This window comes from Rhizobium sp. Pop5, assembly GCF_024721175.1.
Classification (GTDB): Bacteria; Pseudomonadota; Alphaproteobacteria; order Rhizobiales; family Rhizobiaceae; genus Rhizobium.
The window spans coordinates 648,585-665,895 of the sequence record NZ_CP099402.1; the positions used below are offsets into that span (position 1 = coordinate 648,585).

The following is a 17,311-nucleotide window of genomic DNA, read 5'->3' on the forward strand; positions in this document are numbered from 1 at the left end:
GGCGGATCTCCTCAAGGCAGCTTGGCGTAGCTTTCGGCGAGCGCAGCATAGTCCGCATCGCCGAGCGGCATCAGCGGCGCGCGTGTGCGCCTCCAGGCGGGATTGCCTGTCTTCAGGCCCACCATTGCCTTGATGGTCGGGATCTGGACGTAAGAGTTGGAGAGCGTGCGATAGGCGTTGATGCGCGCCTGCGCCGCCTCGACATCGGCGGCGCGCGCCTCGTCATGGACATGATCGTAAACAGTGCGCAGCGAATCCGCCACGAGATTGGAGGTTGCGGTGATGCAGCCAGCGCCGCCGGCCTTCATGAGCGGCAGCAGCAGCGGATCGGCGCCGGCCAGAACGGAAAAGCTGGGATAGGCGGCGATGATCGCCTGCATGTTATTGAAATCGCCAGCGGATTCCTTGATGCCGACGATGGTTTCGGGGAAGGCGGCGATGAGCCGGCCGATCAGCGGAATAGAGAGCGGCACGCCCGAGACCTGCGGGATGTGGTAGAGGATGACCTGCAGGCGCGTGTCGGCGATCTTTTCCAGCACTTGCGAATAGGCGGCAAAGAGCCCGTCGTCGGAAACGCCCTTGTAGTAGAAGGGCGGTAGCATCACCACTTGGGTCACGCCGACCGACAGCGCATGCCGAGTCAGTTCCACCGTTTCTGGAATGGCGACGACGCCCGTGCCCGGCAGCAGCTTGTCGGCAGGAATGCCGGCCTTCAGCGCTGCTTCCAGAATGGCACGCCGCTCCGCCCCGGAAAAGGAATTGGCCTCGCCGGTCGTGCCGAGCAGAGCTACCCCATGGCATCCCTCGGCCAGCAGCCGCCGGCAATGATCGGTGAATAGGGCGAAATCCGGCGTATTGTCCGCGGTCAGCGGCGTTGCTGCCGCGCTGAAAACGCCTGTAATCCTGTGATGGCTCATCCCGCCCTCCTCGGCGCGTCCCTCTTGCCGATCGGTGTTCAAACCGTTCGGCTGCGCATGCAATCATCACTCGTCTGTCGCGATGGAGTGCCAAGAACTTTTCCATTGCGGCGATTTTGTCAAGAAGACAAAGTGGCCTCGTGGAAAACCAAAAAACTATCTATTTGTTTTTACATGTATATTTTTTGTGATAATTTTTGTTCGACTGAAAAACGCGATTTTTTGTTGACATATTTACAATAACGGGAGAACGATACGGAACGGATTGTGCTGCGCCTGGCAAGGGGCAGGGAGAGCGCTGCCGAATTTACCGTGGGAGGAACGCATGTCTTTTGATCAATCTGATAAAACCAATATCTCGCGTCGCAATGCGCTGAAGCTTGGCCTTGCTGCCGGCGTCGGCCTCACCGTGTTCGGAATGAATGCCCGTATCGTGATGGCCGATGAAGGCCAGGTCCTGAAGGTCGCCCATCCGGCCTTCGACCAGGATTGGTCGCCGCTGCGCGGCGGCGGCAGGACCTTCCGCTGGAATTCGATCTGGTGGGCTTCGCCGATGTATTTCGACAGCGAAGGCAATATCAAGCCTTATGTCTTCACCAGCTGGGAATCGGCCGACAACACGGTCTGGACCTTCAAGATCGATCCCAAGGCCGTCTTCTCCGACGGCAGCAAGATCACCTCGGCCGATGTCAAGGGATCGTGGGAAGTCGCCTCGATGCCGAACACCAAGAGCCAGCGCGCCGACCAGGTGCTGAGCAAGGTCAAGGGTTACGCCGAAATCGCCGCCGGCTCCGGCAACGAGCTGACCGGTGTCGCGACACCCGACGAGGGCACGGTCATCGTGACGCTCGCCGCCGCCGATCCGATCTTCTTCATGCGTCTCGCAAACCATATCGCGCCGATCACCAAGGCGTCGCAGTCCCGCGGCAGCGACGGCGAGGAAATCATCGACTGGTACAAGCCGGAGAACAAGCCGGTCTTCTCCGGCCCCTTCAAGCTGACGAGCATCGATATCGATGCCGGCAAGATCACCTTCGAGCCGAACGAGAACTTCTTTGGGCAGAAGCCGAAGCTTGCCCGCATCGACATTACCTCGATCGAGGACAATGTCACCGCGACGTCGCTGATCAAGTCGGGCGAGTTCAACGCCCATACCGAGCTCGTGACGTCGACGATCATTCAGGATCTCGGCCCGGAATTCTCGGCCGGCCCGCTGATCCCGACCAGTCAGCATTTCTGGTTCAACATCTCGCGCGCGCCGATGGACGATCCGAAGGTACGCCAGGCGCTGATCATGGCGGTCGATCGCGACGGCCTGTTCAAGGCCTCCTATCCGGATGGACCGCACAAGAAGGCCGACCAGATCCTCAATTCGGTTCCCGGCGCCGACAATTCCGGCTTCGAGCCCTTTCCCTATGATCCGGCTGCCGCCAAGAAGCTGCTCGCCGAATCGAGCTATGGCGGCCCCGAGCGCCTGCCGAAGCTCCTGTTCGTCGGCATCTCGGCGCCGGCCATTCAGGCCGCCGCCCAGTTCATCGCCGAGCAGTGGCGCCAGAACCTCGGCATCACTGCCGTCGACATGAAGCCGCAGCAGGACGCCTATGCCGGCCCGGATCAGAACTCGGTCCAGATCTTCCGCGACGATGTCGGCACCCGTGTTCCCGACGCCGTTTCCTATCTGGCGGGCAGCATCGCCTCGACCTCGTCGAACGCGCAGAACAAGCTCGGCGGATACAAGAACGACAAGGTCGACAGCGCCCTTGCCGAAGCGGCGACCAAGGCTGCGGACGATCCGCAACGCGTTACTCTCGCCCAGGAAGCCCAGAAGGCGTTCCGTGAGGATTGGGCCTTCATTCCATGGTATTCTCAGGCGATGTCGCGCTGGGCCACCAAGGAGGTCAAGGGCATGGAGAAGAACCTCGACTGGCAGATCGCCGAACCCTGGAACATCTCCATCGGCTGATCCGCAACGATAGTCTCCTGGCAATAAGCGCGCGAAGGCCGCAAGGCCTTCGCGCAAGTTTCAAGAAGAGATGCGATCCGCCGCTTCTGCAAAGAGCGGGAACGCGTCGTACAACAGGTGGGAGGTGGCCTTGCTGCGCTACGTGCTAACCCGGTTCGCCATCTGGATTCCGTCCGTTCTCGTGGTGATGCTGGCCGTCTACGCGCTGGCTTTCTATGGCGCCGGTGATCCGATCAAGCTCATCTTTCTGCGCGCGCCGGGCGACGTCGCCTATAATCCGCAGCGCATCGAGGCCATCCGCGAAAGTGCGGGTCTCAACAGGCCCTTCATCGAGCAGTTCGGCCTTTATATATGGAACCTGCTGCACGGCCAGTTCGGCAATTCGCTGACATCGGGCCGCGCCGTCTGGGCGATGGTCGCGGCCGCCGCCCCGGTCTCGTTCCAGCTTGCCCTCTGTGCCATCATCCTGACGGCCGTCGTCGCAATCCCGCTCGGCATGATCGCTGCGCTGAACCAGAATTCCCGCCTCGACTATGCCATTCTTGGCTCGGCGCTCTTCCTTTGGGCGATCCCTGCCTATGTCGCCGGTCCGCTGCTGATGGTCGGCCTCATCGTGCTCTTGCCGGGGGCGAGCGTGCCTTATGGCTGGGGCGGCGTCTTCGATGTCCGCATCCTGCTGCCGCTGATCGTGCTTTCCTTCCAGCCGATCGCGCTGATCGTGCGCCAGACGCGCGCCGCCGTCATCGAGGTGCTCTCGGAGGATTTCGTCCGCACCGCGCGCGCCAAGGGCGTGCCCGAAATCATCGTGGCGCTGCGCCATATCCTGCGCCCGGTGCTGACGCCTGTCGTCACGCAGCTCGGCCTGATCATGATCACCATCGTCAACGGCGCCATCTTCGTCGAGCTTGTCTTCGGCCTGCCGGGTCTCGGCCGCCTGACGGTGCAGGCGCTGATCAATTCCGATTATCCCGTCATCCTGGCGATCACGCTGATCGGATCGTTCCTGGTGATGGTGTCGAACCTCCTGGTGGACGTGCTCTATCCGCTGCTCGATCCGCGCGCCAACGATTCAAGAAGGAGCCGCTGACCATGTCCGCAATCCCTCTTTCCACCACCGAGACCATCGAGGAGCCGCCAGTCAGCCTGTGGCGCGACGCCTGGCATCGGCTGTGGCGCAACAAGCTCGCCGTCTTCGGCCTCGTCGTCGTCCTGATCCTCGCCTTCACCGCGATCTTCGGGCCTTACCTCACGCCCTATGATTATCTCAGTCAGGACCTCAACGCCCGCAACGCACTGCCGTCGATGAGCCACCTCTTCGGAACCGATGATCTCGGCCGCGACGTCTTCAGCCGCGTCGTCTTCGGCACGCGCACCGCCTTCCTCGTCGCCGTCATCGTCACCTTCTTCGCCGTGCTGATCGGCCTCACCCTCGGCGCGGTGGCCGGTTTCTTCGGCAATCCCTTCGACCGCGCCATCATGTGGCTGACCGACGTCACGATGTCGGTCCCCAACCTGCTGCTCGTCGTCGTCATCAACGCCTCGCTGAAATCGCCGATCACCCGATGGATGGAGGCGCGTTATCTCGAGACCCTCAATCCCTTCTACCGCCAGACCATATGGGTCGACTTCATCCTCGTCTTCGGCTCGATGGCGCTGATCTCCTGGCCGCCTTATGCCCGTCTCGTGCGCGCTCAGGTGCTGTCGATCCGCAGCCGCCCCTATATTACCGCCGCCCAGGCGCTCGGGCTGTCGAACTGGGTCATCATCAAGCGCTATGTCGTGCCGAATGCGCTCGGGCCGCTGATCGTCTCGGTCAGCGCCGGTCTCGGCACGGCGATGGTGCTGGAAAGCGCCTTCAGCTTCCTCGGCGTCGGCGTCAACCCGCCGACGCCGAGCTGGGGCAACATGATCTCGGACGGCCTTCGCGTCTGGCAGCATTATCCGCATCTTCTCGCCGCTCCGGCGGCCGTGCTCGGCCTTGCCTCGGTTGCCTTCAGCTTCCTCGGCGACGGCCTCAACGACGCGCTCAATCCGCGGGGCAGCAAATGATGAACACGCAAAACAGAGAACGCCTGCTCGATGTCAGGAACCTCACCGTCGAAATCGACGGCCGCAACGGCCCGGCCGTCGTCGTCGACGGCATCGATCTCCACGTCGACAAGGGCGAGACGCTCGGCGTCGTCGGCGAATCCGGCTGCGGCAAGAGCCTCACCATGCTGAGCCTGATGCGGCTCCTGCCGAACAAGATCAAGGTCGCCAGGGGAACGGCCAGCTTCGCCGGCCGCGACCTGCAGACGATGTCGAATGCCGAACTGCGCAAGGTGCGCGGCGGCGATATCGGCTTCGTCTTCCAGGACCCGATGACCTCACTCAATCCGGTCATGCGCGTCGGCGACCAGATCTGCGAACCGCTGATCTATCACCGCAAAATGAAAAAGGCGGAGGCTCGCGTCCGCGCTGTCGAGCTTCTGCGCCTCGTCGGCATTCCCGGCCCGGAAGAGCGGCTGCAGGCCTTTCCGCATGAACTATCAGGCGGCATGCGCCAGCGCGTGATGATCGCGATCGGTCTTGCCTGCAACCCCAAGCTACTGATCGCCGACGAGCCGACGACGGCGCTCGACGTCACCATCCAGGCCCAGATCGTCGATCTGGTGAAGGACCTGCGTGCCAAGCTCGGCATGTCCGTCGTCTGGATCACCCATGATCTGGCGCTGATTGCCGGCCTCGTCGATCGCGTCGCCGTGCTCTATGCGGGCACGGTCGTTGAGGACGCCCCGGTCGACGAGCTCTATGCCTGCCCAAGCCATCCCTATACGCGCGGCCTGCTCTCCTCGATCCCGAAACTGTCCGATCCGCCGGCAAGCCGGCTCTCCTCGATCGGCGGCACGCCGCCGGAGCCGGGGCGCCGCCCGAAGGGCTGTCCGTTTGCGCCGCGCTGCCCGCTCGTCGAGGCGATCTGTCACGAGAAGGTGCCGCGGCTCGAACCCTTGAGCGGCAGCAGCAACCATCGCGCCGCCTGTTTCGTCGTCCAGAGAATGCAGGAGGCCGCGTGATGGCTGCTCAACCGCTGCTCAAGGTCGAAAACCTGGTCAAGCATTTCCACGTCAAGCTCGGTGCCTTCGGCGAACGCTCGGCCACGGTCTATGCCCTCGACAATGTCGATCTCGACATCATGGAAGGCGAGACGCTGAGCCTCGTCGGTGAATCCGGCTGCGGTAAATCGACGACCGGCTTTACCATCCTCAATCTCTACAAGGCGACCAGCGGCAGGGTCGTCTACAAGGGACAGGATCTCGCCACACTCGACGAGAAGCAGATGCGGCCTTTCCGCCGCGACCTGCAGATCGTCTTCCAGGACCCCTATTCGACGCTCAATCCGCGCATGACGGTGGGCGAGGCGATCGGCGAGCCGATCCTCTTCCACAAGCTTTGCACCAAGGCCGAGCTGAAGGAGAGGGTGGCGACGCTGCTCACCGATGTCGGCCTGCCGACCCGATTTGCCCAGCGTTACCCGCACGAGCTTTCCGGCGGCCAGCGTCAGCGCGTCGTCATCGCCCGGGCGCTCGCCTGCCAGCCGAAATTCATCGTCTGCGACGAGGCGATCTCCGCACTCGACGTATCGATCCAGGCGCAGATCATCAACCTGCTGCTCGATCTGCAGGAGAAATACGGGCTGACCTATCTGTTTATCGCTCATGACCTGGCGGTGGTGCGCCATATCAGCACCCGTGTCGGCGTGATGTATCTCGGGCGCCTTGCCGAACTGGCCACCCGTGAAGAGCTCTTCGACAATCCACTGCATCCCTATACCAGGGCGCTGTTGTCGGCTGTTCCGGAAACCGATCCGGAACTTGAGCGCACGCGCCAGCGCCAGATCCTGCAGGGCGACGTGCCGAGCCCGCTGAATCCGCCCGCCGGCTGCCGTTTCCACACGCGCTGCCCGATCGCCATGGATGTCTGCAGCAAGGTCATCCCTGCCTGGAAGGAGGCCAAGCCTGGCCACCTCGTCGCCTGCCATGCCGTCAATACGGGTGAGATGGGATGACGCTGAAGGCCGCGATCATCGCCGACGATCTGACCGGCGCACTCGATACCGGCACGCCCTTCGTTGCGGCCGGCCTGTCGGTCGCGGTCGCGATCGACGTCGAGGCGGCGCAAGCAGCGATCGCCACCGGCTGCGATGTCGTTGTCGTCAATACGGCATCCCGTGCCCTTGGCGAGCATGAAGCCGCCGACAGGGTCCGCTCGGCGACGGAGGCGCTCGGCGGCGCAAAACCCGCCGTCGTCATGAAGAAGATCGATTCCCGGCTGAAGGGCAATGTCGCGGCGGAAAGCTTTGCACTGGCGGAAGCGCTCGGTCTGAAGACCATCCTCGTGGCGCCCGCCATTCCCGATCAGGAGCGTTTGACCTATCGGGGCTGTGTCGTCGGCCGAGGCGTCAGCAGGCCGCTGCCGATCGCCAAGCTTTTCGAAAGCCTCGCAGACAGTGTTGTCGTCGCCGATGCCGAGGACGATAATGATCTCGATCAGATCGCCGAGGGTCATGACTGGCTGACGACGCTTGCGGTCGGCGCGCGTGGTCTCGGTGCGGCGCTCGCTCGCCGTCTCCGCGAATCAGAACGGCGACCGTTGACCGAATTTGTGGCAACCCCGCGCACGCTGTTTGCCTTCGGCTCGCGCGATCCGATCACCGTCGCCCAGATGAATCGGCTCGAGGCCTCGGGCGCCTTGCGTGTGGTGGTGGACGCGCCGATGGGCGAAATCGAATGCGGTGAGAGTCTGGCGCTGCCGGTGTTGCTGCGCTGTATCGGCGAGACGGACACCGACGCGGAATTCGTCGCCCGCCGCTTTGCCGCTGGCGTCAGGACCGTTATCGACGATACGAGGCCGGATATGCTGATGGTCGGTGGCGGCGACACGGCACTGGCCGTTTTCCGGGCACTCGGGGTCAGCGTGCTGGCGCCGAAGGGGGAGATCGAAGCGGGAATTCCGTGGTTCGATGTGGCGGCCGCTGACGGGCGGCATTTTCGGTGTGCCGTCAAGTCGGGGGGCTTCGGCCATCCCGATAGTTTGCTAAGACTGGTTCTTCGGAATCAGGCGGCCTAGAAAGAGTTAGAGCATGATGTCACCCGAAAACCGCTCACACTTTTCGGCATCATGCTCTAGTAAGATACCGTCGGGGAGAATGACGTGGTTGAAGCGAATGGCGAATCTTTGAACGCGGAAGCCGGCCCACCGGGCAAGCCCGAACGCGGCAAGGCCGTCAAGCTGGTCGATCGCGTCTTCGACCAGTTGCTGGAACGCATCCGCGGCGGAAACTACCCGCCGGATTCCCGCCTTCCTGGCGAACATGAGCTGGCCTCGATGCTGGGTGTGTCCCGGCCGATCGTCCGCGACGCGCTGGCGCGCCTGCGCGATCAAGGCATGGTCTATGCCCGGCAAGGCGCCGGCACTTTCGTCAGCGCCCATGGATCGCCTACGACGCAGCTTGCCTATTCGCCGGTCAAAACGATCGCCGACATTCAGCGCTGCTACGAATTCCGCCTGACGATCGAGCCGGCTGCCGCCTATTTTGCCGCCAAGCGGCGCAATGAGCAGGCGATCCAGAAGATCGCCAACGCCCTTGCGGATCTGCGCGAGGCGACCAGCCATCAGCTTCACCGCGCCGACGCGGATTTCACCTTCCATCGCGCGGTGACGGAAGCTGCCAACAATCACTATTACACGGCCTCGATCGATGCGCTGAAAGCCCATATCGCCGTCGGCATGCATCTGCACGGCCTGTCGCTGCTTGGGCCCCGCCAGGGGCTGGAACAGGTCTACGAAGAGCACAACGCCATCTACAAGGCGATCGCCGATGGCCGGGCCGACGACGCACAAAGGCTGATGAAGGCGCATCTCGAAGGCTCAAGGGACCGGCTGTTCGAGGGCAGGGTGCTCGACCTGTCCTTCTGAGGGCATCCTCCGGAAGATAAGTGCAGCATTGCCCAGGCTGCCTGGTCCATTAGAGACCGCGGCGTCTGCTATTACCTGAGGCGACCCCAAGACGGATCCCATCGGACGTCTTCGACAAGGTCGATAAAGACCGCGCCGCCACATCGTAGAAGCCGCATCGATTGCCATGCCGCGCCGGCATCGCCGGGCGACGACCGACCGCATCGACGGCGAGACGCTGATCCGCGCTTTGATTGCATGGAAACGTAGCGAGCCTCGTGCGTGCTCAATGGTCAGGCTTCTCACACCCGAGGAAGACGACAACCGACGAATCGGGCGGGAGCGGAAAACTCTGATTGCCGAGCGCGTCTTCCACGTCAATTGCATAAAGGGACTGCTCTTCACACAGGGAATTCGGGAATACGAACCTGTCAATCGAGATCGCCCCGAAGCCGCGCACAAAGCCGTTGGTCTGTCCCGCGACGGTGAGAGCCAGCGCGAGCCTTGTCGGTATCAGGCCCAGCACGCGCTATCCTATTTTTCAGCGCGGTTGAGAAGAATGCGCATTTCGTCGAAGCGGCGCTTGCGGTCACCGTCATCGACGTTCGGTGAATAGCACGTGCTCGACACGCAGAAGCGCGCCAGATTGTGCGGCTTGTCCGCCTTGTCGAACTCGCATTCGAATATGTCCGTCATTTCGGCCGGCGCCGTTCCCTGCCGCGTCGAATACGACATGCGGACACCCGGCGGCTTCAATTCGGGAAAGGATTGCACGGTGCCGATAGCGAGCTGATCGGTCATGAAGAAGCTCTTTGCCACGGATTTGCAGGTATCCTCGAGCTCAGGCGACTGTGCCATCGCATTTGCCGAGAAGGCGAACGCGGCAAAGGCAAATAATATGATCGGGTTACGCAATGCTACTTCCTCCACTGCCTCTGTCGATTGAGGTAGAGCGGTGAGACCAAAAGCAAATGGCGGCCTGAAATCCTAAAACCCAGCCACACGCCACCGGCAATTCTTCTGCCGGGCAGTATACCGGAACCGGCAGTCGGGATCATCGATATCGACGCCGGCAAGCAAGCCGAGCGGGCACTACAACGGGGGTTTGTTCGCCACGCTCGATGTTGCTACGGGTGCGTCAGTGCTACAAGCGTCACCGGGCTACCGAATTCCTCGACTTCCTGAAGCGGATCGACACCGAGATGCCCAAGGAGCCGGAGGTGGTGTGATGGACAGCTATGCGACCCACAAAACGCCGATGGTCAAGGCCTGGCTGGCGCGCCGCCACACTGGCATGTTCATTTCACGCCAACGTCGGCATCCTGGATCAATCAGGTCGAGCGGTGGTTCGCAGAGCTGACACGAAAGCAGTTGCAGCATGGCGTACACCGTTCCGCCGCAGAACTGGAAGCCGACATCGACGCATTCATCGAACCCACAACGAAAATCCCATCCCATATAAGTGGGTCAAATCCGCCGACCGGATCCTCGCCTCGGTCAAGTGCTTTTGCCAGAAGACAATGAACCGAACTTCAGATTCAGGTGACTAGTCGATCAACACTCAATCCAGCGTTCGAACGCATTTTCGGGATACCCGTTGCGAAGGCAATCGGACCCATGGCAAGCGACATTTTCCCAGAGCACGAAGAGTGGTCGCCCGTTGCGCGCGCACCCATCCTACAAGAGCTCCGTGAGGTCCAAGATGATGCCGCAGTCCTCGACACAAGCGAGCGGCCGATCAGCTGACGCAGGAGCGTTCATCCGTCAGCAGTACAGCAGTCGCACGAACCCGCAGCTGAGCGATGATTATGCCGCCCTGCCCCTGACATCATTTCTCATCGCAGCGACGCGGCTGGGGAGATCGTCGAGACGAAACTGATTGACCAGATCGCGAAGTCTGGCCGCCTCGCTCGACAAGGACGCGGCCGCTGCCGTTGACTGTTCGACCATTGCCGCATTCTGCTGAGTCGACTGATCCATGTGGTTGACCGCGGTATTGATCTCGGCGAGTCCGGTGGACTGCTCGCGGGCGGATGTCGCAATCGACGACATCAGCTGATTGATCTGAGCCACTTGATCGCCAATCGACTTAAGCGACTGGCCGGTCTCGAGGACTAGTTTCACGCCGGTGCCGACCTCAACAGACGACTTTTCGATGAGCCCTTTGATCTCTTTCGCAGCAGTCGCCGCGCGTTGCGCTAGCTCGCGAACCTCCTGAGCGACGACGGCAAAGCCTTTGCCGGCTTCTCCGGCCCGGGCTGCCTCGACGCCTGCGTTCAGCGCCAGGAGGTTCGTCTGGAAAGCGATTTCGTCGATCACACCAATGATATTGGAGATTTGCTCCGAGCTGTCCTCAATACGCCTCATGGCCTGTTCGGCTTCAGACACAACGGCAGCGGAGCGTTCGGCGCTGACATTCGCCTCCTGCGCCACATTGCGAGCCTCGTCGGTTCGCTTCGAGGCGATGATAACGTTGGTGGTAATCTCATCGAGAGCGGCTGCCGTCTCTTCCAGCGAGGCGGCCTGCTGTTCCGTGCGCTTGGAAAGATCTTGCGCACCGGACGCGATTTCGCGCGTTCCATTGTCGATGCTGTGCACCGTTTGCAAAACAGCGCCGATCGCCGTACCGAGCTGTTTGAGTGACGTATTGAAGTCCTCGCGCAATTGCTCGTATTCCGCGGCGAAGGGCTCCGCCAGCTGAAAAGAGACGTCGCCGCCAGCCAACCGTCTCAGCCCGTCGCCCAGGCTGGTTGTCGCAAAGCGCAATTGTTGCGCTTCTCGCTCAGCACGCTCCTGTGCTGCTGCACGAGCGGCCTCTGATTGACTTCGCGATGCGGACGCCTCCTGCTCCAGGCGAAGCACATTTATCGCGTTCTGCCGGAACACTTCAACCGCTGCCGCCATCGCGCCGATCTCGTCGGCGCGGCCGGCATAGGGGATCTCGCTTTGTAGATCGCCGTCGGACAAGATCTTCATGGCGGAGGCGATGCGTCGGATCGGGTTTGCGATGCCGAGCACGGCAAATGTCGTTCCGGCCAAGGCGACAAGAACTGCAAGAGTTGCAATTATTGCTGTAATTATGAACGCACTGCTTGCGGCGGCGCCGCTTGCCGCCACATAGGTCTCGGTCTGACTCAAAATGAAGGCCACAAGCTCTGCGATCTTCTGGCTGACGAGATCGGATTGCGGCTCCATATTCTCGCGGAAGAAGCTGACCGCCTCGACGCCCTTTCCGCTGTCCTGCAGTTGAACCATGTGTTCGGCGAGCTCGCCGTATTTTTTCAGTTCCGAGCTGACCTGATTGATTAGCTCGCGGCCCCGCTCGGTACGGACGCCTTTCACATATTCATCGATCGCGCCCTTGACCGTGGAAGTCGCGTCGTCGACCAGCTTCGCTTCCGCGGCTCGCTTTTCTGTTGACGCCTCCAACAGGTAGCGCGCGTAAGCCAGCTTCAAATCGGAGAAATTCCCTTTGATATCCCTGGCCGTGATCAGCCGTTTCACCCAGAAGCCGCCAATTTGCTGCGTATTCTCGTTCAGCGTCGAGATCGTGCTGAGGGAACTGTAGGATAAGACGACAAGGAAGGCGCAGATGACGGACAAAACGGCAATAAGGGCCTGCTTGACACTCGGGCGCTTCATTCTGGTCTCCAGCTCCTGAGGAGTGACCACGCGGGTCGGGCACCCCCAAGAGTTTGCTGGATTTGCTAATTTTGACTTAACTTTATTCGTTTCTGCCCTCCCCCGTTCCGAGATTTGCCTTGCTTACAAACGACACATAGAAACGTCGCTGCGACATACTATCCAGGGTGTGCATCCGGCGCTCGGCAAATCGATGCAGCAGACGCGGTGGCGGCGAATCATTCGTTCGACGCGGCAGGATCGAGTCACGATCGACGACGAGGCCAAGCTCGCGGAGATTTTAATAGGTCCTCCGATAGCGGGCAATTTCGTTTTGATGCAAGGGAGATACCTTCGACTTCCTGGCGGCGCGGCGCTTTGCAAACAAACACGCCGAGATGAGAAGTCCGCGAGAGCGGGCTTCTCGCGAACTCGATCGCGAGTTCTTATGGCTCTGCTGACCAGCTTTGACATGCAGTTCGCGCCCAATGCTCAGAGGAGTGCAGTCACGGCCATGCCGATCACGGCGGCGAACATCGCAAGGCAAGAGGCCCAGCCAAATGCTTTCAAGGCGCCTCCGATGACAAACTGCTTCATGACCTTCCGATTAGACGCGATCAGTATCAGGATCACCATGACGGGAACCGAGACGATCCCATTGATGACGGCGCTCCAGAACAAGGCCTTCATTGGCGCGATCGGCGTAAAATTCAAAAGCATTCCGACAGCCGTCGCCAGCCCCAGTGTTGTGTAGAAGGCCTTCGCCTCGCTAGGCTCGCGCGACAGTCCGACCTTCCAGCGTGCCGCCTCGCCGATCGCATAGGCTGCCGAACCGGCAAGAACGGGGACCGCCAACAAACCGGTTCCGATTATGCCGGTCGCAAAGATGATCTTGGCAAAGTGCCCGGCGAGCGGCTCGATCGCTTTCGCAGCATCGACGGAGCTCTCGATATTGGTCGCACCCGCCTCGTTGAGGGTCGCCGCAGTCGTCGTCATGATCGCAAGCGCGACGATATTGGAGGCGGCCATGCCGATCAGCGTATCCAGGGTGATCCGCGTCTCGGCCCGTTTTGCCTCTTGCGGATGCTTCACCAGCGCTTCCTCGCGGGGCTTCTCCTTCAGGTCTTCGGCCTCCTGGGAGGCTTGCCAGAAGAAAAGATAGGGGCTGATGGTCGTACCGAAGATGGCGACGATCATCGACCAATAATTCGGATCCGCCTTAAATGTCGGCAGCAGGAGCCCGCGCGTGAAGTTCGACCAGTCGACATGTACGACAAACAGAGTCGCAATGTAGGAGAGTAGCGCCAGACTCAGCCATTTCAGGACCGCGACGTAGCGCTTATACTTCAATAGGACCTGGAAGAGGACGCAGATGACACCGAAGGCAGCGACATAGATCAACGGGTTGCCGTTGATCAGCAAATGAGCCGCGTCTCCCATCGCCCCAAGATCGGCGCCGAGATTGATGACATTGGCGAGTAGAAGCGGGACGGTGACGCTCACGCCGACCCAGCGCGGATAACACTGGGCCATGCTGCCCGCCAACCCCCGACCGGTGGTCCGGCCGATGCGGGCACTGATCATCTGCACGGCGACCATCAGCGGATACGTCAGTATCAGCGTCCAACTCACAATGTAGCCGAATTGCGATCCCGCCTGAGAATAGGTCGCGATCCCGCTCGGATCGTCGTCCGAGGCACCGGTGACCAGGCCAGGCCCCAGTATCTCCAGCAGTCGCGGTTTCGAAGGTTCAACGACCGCACTTCTGTCGTCCAAATGGTCGCCGCTCATCACTATCTCCCAGCACATCCCGATACGGCGCGTTTCCACCGCTCTCGGTGCGAATGAATCGCCGATGTCGACTGTTTGTTCCGGAGGGGCAGGAGAGCTAAAAATGATTCAACTTCAAATACTTCAAGGCAACCATTCTCAATCGCTGTGTGCTCCTTCGCGATGACTTGCCCACGAAGAAACTTTCCAGCCTCGTCTCGATTTGACTGGTCGAAATGAAGGGATCATAGATTGCCCTCGCAGCGACGGTTCGAACGGCGCGCCGAGGGATCAGGGGTGCCCTATTCTCTGGCGGACTTCAAGAAAACATGATCCGGATGTCATTGCGGCTAAAGACCTTTTCATTCGCTTCGGTCCCGCTTCGATGGCACTCGATCTGCTCCTCCGCAGACGACCTAACCGGGCACCGCCGGTTACCCGCCGGACCGATGGCGAGGCCGATCGAAACAGCTGCCATAAAGCCCATACCGTCCCCTTTGCCGGCCACACGGTGGCCACAAGCCCCTGTTTCTGACCCCGCTGTCTTTGCTATCAAGTTTGCGGGATTTGGGAAGCGGTCGCGCTTATACGGCAGGGCCATCCACGCTTCTCAGCCCGATGTTCGAGGTAACCTTTGCAAATAAAAAAATATCACGGAAGTCAATTGGATCGGTGGCGCCAGATCCATCCGTTTGCACGCCTTGAGGGGATACGAAGCACCGACCCCGCCATTCCACAATCGTGCAGTCGAACCCGCGCGCCTGCAGTTTTTGGTTTCAGGGGTGCGACGTCGACACATATCGCTGGCGAGGCCGCACTTGCCCTAAGCTGGGGGGCGCCCGCGACCGCGCAATATACCATGTTGCCGGATTTGCATCATCCGACGGCGGACGTATTGTAGTGGAGATAAGGCATATATTTCATCACCAAATGGTGCTATTTGTAAGACCAAAATGAGGAAGCCAAAAGATGCGATCAACTATTAATCTCGACGATATCCTCATGGAAAGGGCTAGGTCCCTAACCGGCACGAAAGAAACCGCCACTCTGGTCCGCCAAGCGTTAGAGACGCTTGTTCGCGTGGAATCAGGAAAACGCCTCATCGCGCTCGGCGGAACTATGCCGGATGCGGAGGCAGCCCCACGCCGCCGGAGCGCAGTTGCCAAGTGATACTTGCCGACACTTCCATCTGGATCGATCATTTCCGACATGCCGATTCAGAGTTGCGTAGGATTATTGAGGACGATCGTCTCTTATGCCATCCAGCCGTAATCGGAGAGCTCGCACTTGGCGGCCTTCGGGATCGCAGTAGCGTGATAGCCTTCCTAGCGGCCCAGCGCGAAGCGTTCGTCGCGACTCACGACGAAGTCATGATGATGATTGATCGCCACTCCATTTTCAGCATGGGCATTGGCTACACAGATGCCCACTTGATGGCCTCAGTTCTCCTCGACCAACGAGCGGCCCTGTGGACCAGAGACAAGCGTCTGCGGGCAGCGGCCGAAAAGGCGGGGGCTTCACTGCACACCCCTGACAACCCGCGAAACTAAATGCTATATCGAAGCGCTCATGCTGGTCGCGAGCCGCCTGAGTGCAGAGTTCCGATCGATCCATTATGCGATCTTTTTGGCCAAGAACATGAACACCCTAGCAACAAGCCGTCCGCCGCGCTCATGAGAAGGCTACAATACTCAGCCGACAATACGGGCCTCGGTCGCTGCCAGAACATCACTCTCTGACGTTCCCGGCGCCAATTCCACTACCTTCAATCCGCCTGGGACCACATCAAATACGCAGAGATTGGTGATGACCCGGTTCGCTACGCCCTTTCCAGTCAAGGGTAGACTGCATTTCTTCAGAATCTTCGATTCGCCTGCTTTGTTCGCATGCTCCATGAGGACAACCACACGTCCAACCCCGGCGACTAGATCCATAGCGCCGCCCATCCCCTTCACAAGCTTACCGGGGATCATCCAGTTGGCGAGATCTCCTTCCTCGGACACCTCCATCGCGCCGAGGATGGCCATTGCGATCTTTCCACCACGGATCATTGCAAAGGAAGTCGCGCTATCGAAGTAGGCCGTCTGCGGCAATTCCGTGATCGTCTGTTTCCCGGCGTTGATCAGATCTGGGTCCTCCTCACCTTCGTAGGGGAAGGGGCCCATACCCAGCATCCCGTTTTCAGATTGCAAGGTGACATTGACCCCGTCCGGAATATAGTTCGATACGAGGGTCGGAATGCCGATGCCAAGATTTACATACCAGCCGTCCTGTAGTTCCAGCGCTGCGCGGGCGGCCATCTGATTGCGGTCCCAAGCCATTTATTGAGCCTCCCGTTTACGAACCGTTCGTTGCTCGATCTGTTTCACTTGCTGCCCTTGTATCAGGCGATGAACATAGATTCCCGGAAGGTGAATGTGGTCAGGATCGAGCGAGCCTAGAGGGACAATCTCCTCAACCTCCGCAACGCAAATCTTTCCGCATGTGGCAGCAGGGGGATTGAAGTTGCGCGCTGTCTTTCGGAACAGCAGATTGCCTGCGGGGTCGGCCTTCCAGGCCTTCACGATGGAAACGTCTGCGACGATCGCACGTTCGAGGACAAAGGTCCTGCCGTCGAATTCCTTATGCTCTTTGCCTTCGGCGATCACTGTGCCCACGCCAGTGGGGGTGTAGAAAGCGGGAATGCCTGCGCCACCGGCGCGCATGCGCTCGGCAAGAGTGCCTTGCGGATTGAACTCGAGCTCCAACTCCCCGCTCAGATATTGCCGCATGAACTCAGCGTTCTCACCGACGTAGGACGAGATCATCTTGCTGATCTGCCTCGTTTTCAGAAGAATACCGAGTCCAAAATCATCGACGCCGCAATTGTTGGAGGCGATGGTCATGTTCTTCGTTCCGGCGTCCCTTATCGCGGTAATCAAGAGTTCCGGGATTCCGCACAGCCCAAAGCCGCCCGACGCGATTGTCATGCCATCATAAAGGAGACCGGCGAGTGCGGCCTCGGCTGTTGGATAGGTCTTGTTCATGGCTCTCCCTTAACCATTGGTTTGGCCTGCATGGCGTGCATCGCCTCACCCGGCCCATCGCATGACAGTTGCCCTAAGGG

Annotated in this window: 15 protein-coding genes and 2 pseudogenes; 11 read left to right on the forward strand and 6 right to left on the reverse strand. The window is 60.4% G+C overall.

Annotated features, from left to right (window positions below):
- Positions 1 to 11: 11 nt before the first annotated feature.
- Positions 12 to 917: a dihydrodipicolinate synthase family protein gene (locus tag NE852_RS31055; RefSeq protein ID WP_008523264.1), complete on the reverse strand. Its 906-nt coding sequence runs from the start codon at positions 915 to 917 to the stop codon at positions 12 to 14.
- A 325-nt stretch (positions 918 to 1,242) separates the two neighbouring features.
- On the opposite strand from NE852_RS31055, the gene NE852_RS31060 reads away from it, so the two are divergent.
- From NE852_RS31060 to NE852_RS31095, 8 genes and pseudogenes are all read left to right on the forward strand, one after another.
- Positions 1,243 to 2,880 carry an ABC transporter substrate-binding protein gene (locus NE852_RS31060; RefSeq protein ID WP_008523272.1) on the forward strand — a complete coding sequence of 546 codons (1,638 nt, stop codon included), beginning with the start codon at positions 1,243 to 1,245 and terminating at the stop codon, positions 2,878 to 2,880.
- Between the two features lie 130 nt (positions 2,881 to 3,010).
- Complete coding sequence (locus tag NE852_RS31065) at positions 3,011 to 3,967, forward strand: ABC transporter permease (protein ID WP_008523274.1); 957 nt, start codon at positions 3,011 to 3,013, stop codon at positions 3,965 to 3,967.
- 2 nt (positions 3,968 to 3,969) lie between these two features.
- On the forward strand, positions 3,970 to 4,929 hold the full coding sequence (locus NE852_RS31070; RefSeq protein ID WP_008523276.1) for an ABC transporter permease: 960 nt from the start codon (positions 3,970 to 3,972) through the stop codon (positions 4,927 to 4,929).
- On the forward strand, positions 4,929 to 5,933 hold the full coding sequence (locus NE852_RS31075; RefSeq protein WP_008523278.1) for an ABC transporter ATP-binding protein: 1,005 nt from the start codon (positions 4,929 to 4,931) through the stop codon (positions 5,931 to 5,933). The genes NE852_RS31070 and NE852_RS31075 overlap by 1 nt, the downstream gene beginning before the upstream one ends.
- Positions 5,933 to 6,925 (forward strand): ABC transporter ATP-binding protein, encoded by a 993-nt coding sequence (locus NE852_RS31080; RefSeq protein ID WP_008523280.1) that lies wholly within the window; start codon positions 5,933 to 5,935, stop codon positions 6,923 to 6,925. Before NE852_RS31075 ends, NE852_RS31080 begins: the two co-directional genes overlap by 1 nt.
- Positions 6,922 to 7,986 (forward strand): four-carbon acid sugar kinase family protein, encoded by a 1,065-nt coding sequence (locus NE852_RS31085; protein WP_008523282.1) that lies wholly within the window; start codon positions 6,922 to 6,924, stop codon positions 7,984 to 7,986. Before NE852_RS31080 ends, NE852_RS31085 begins: the two co-directional genes overlap by 4 nt.
- A gap of 84 nt (positions 7,987 to 8,070) precedes the next feature.
- Positions 8,071 to 8,835, forward strand: a complete 765-nt coding sequence (locus NE852_RS31090) for a FadR/GntR family transcriptional regulator (RefSeq protein ID WP_008523284.1) — start codon at positions 8,071 to 8,073, stop codon at positions 8,833 to 8,835.
- A gap of 139 nt (positions 8,836 to 8,974) precedes the next feature.
- A pseudogene (locus NE852_RS31095) lies at positions 8,975 to 9,259 on the forward strand (IS110 family transposase); the annotation flags it as partial.
- Positions 9,260 to 9,348: 89 nt separating this feature from the next.
- On the opposite strand, the gene NE852_RS31100 reads toward NE852_RS31095, so the two are convergent.
- The gene (locus NE852_RS31100; RefSeq protein WP_008523289.1) at positions 9,349 to 9,729 is read right to left on the reverse strand and encodes a hypothetical protein; all 381 of its coding nucleotides are present in this window, start codon (positions 9,727 to 9,729) and stop codon (positions 9,349 to 9,351) included.
- Positions 9,730 to 9,904: 175 nt separating this feature from the next.
- On the opposite strand from NE852_RS31100, the pseudogene NE852_RS31105 reads away from it, so the two are divergent.
- Positions 9,905 to 10,364: pseudogene (locus tag NE852_RS31105) on the forward strand (transposase); the annotation flags it as partial.
- A gap of 256 nt (positions 10,365 to 10,620) precedes the next feature.
- On the opposite strand, the gene NE852_RS31110 reads toward NE852_RS31105, so the two are convergent.
- Together NE852_RS31110 and NE852_RS31115 are read right to left on the reverse strand one after the other, a co-directional pair.
- The gene (locus NE852_RS31110) at positions 10,621 to 12,456 is read right to left on the reverse strand and encodes a methyl-accepting chemotaxis protein (protein ID WP_008523293.1); all 1,836 of its coding nucleotides are present in this window, start codon (positions 12,454 to 12,456) and stop codon (positions 10,621 to 10,623) included.
- 471 nt (positions 12,457 to 12,927) lie between these two features.
- Positions 12,928 to 14,226, reverse strand: coding sequence for an Nramp family divalent metal transporter (locus NE852_RS31115; protein WP_258157018.1), 1,299 nt, complete (start codon positions 14,224 to 14,226; stop codon positions 12,928 to 12,930).
- A gap of 948 nt (positions 14,227 to 15,174) precedes the next feature.
- On the opposite strand from NE852_RS31115, the gene NE852_RS31120 reads away from it, so the two are divergent.
- Positions 15,175 to 15,375: a type II toxin-antitoxin system VapB family antitoxin gene (locus NE852_RS31120; protein ID WP_258157020.1), complete on the forward strand. Its 201-nt coding sequence runs from the start codon at positions 15,175 to 15,177 to the stop codon at positions 15,373 to 15,375.
- Positions 15,372 to 15,755, forward strand: coding sequence for a type II toxin-antitoxin system VapC family toxin (locus tag NE852_RS31125; protein WP_008523320.1), 384 nt, complete (start codon positions 15,372 to 15,374; stop codon positions 15,753 to 15,755). Before NE852_RS31120 ends, NE852_RS31125 begins: the two co-directional genes overlap by 4 nt.
- A 141-nt stretch (positions 15,756 to 15,896) precedes the next feature.
- Here NE852_RS31125 and NE852_RS31130 read toward each other — a convergent pair whose 3' ends face one another.
- Complete coding sequence (locus NE852_RS31130) at positions 15,897 to 16,526, reverse strand: CoA transferase subunit B (protein ID WP_008523322.1); 630 nt, start codon at positions 16,524 to 16,526, stop codon at positions 15,897 to 15,899.
- On the reverse strand, positions 16,527 to 17,231 hold the full coding sequence (locus tag NE852_RS31135) for a CoA transferase subunit A (protein ID WP_008523324.1): 705 nt from the start codon (positions 17,229 to 17,231) through the stop codon (positions 16,527 to 16,529).
- Between the last annotated feature and the right edge of the window lie 80 nt (positions 17,232 to 17,311).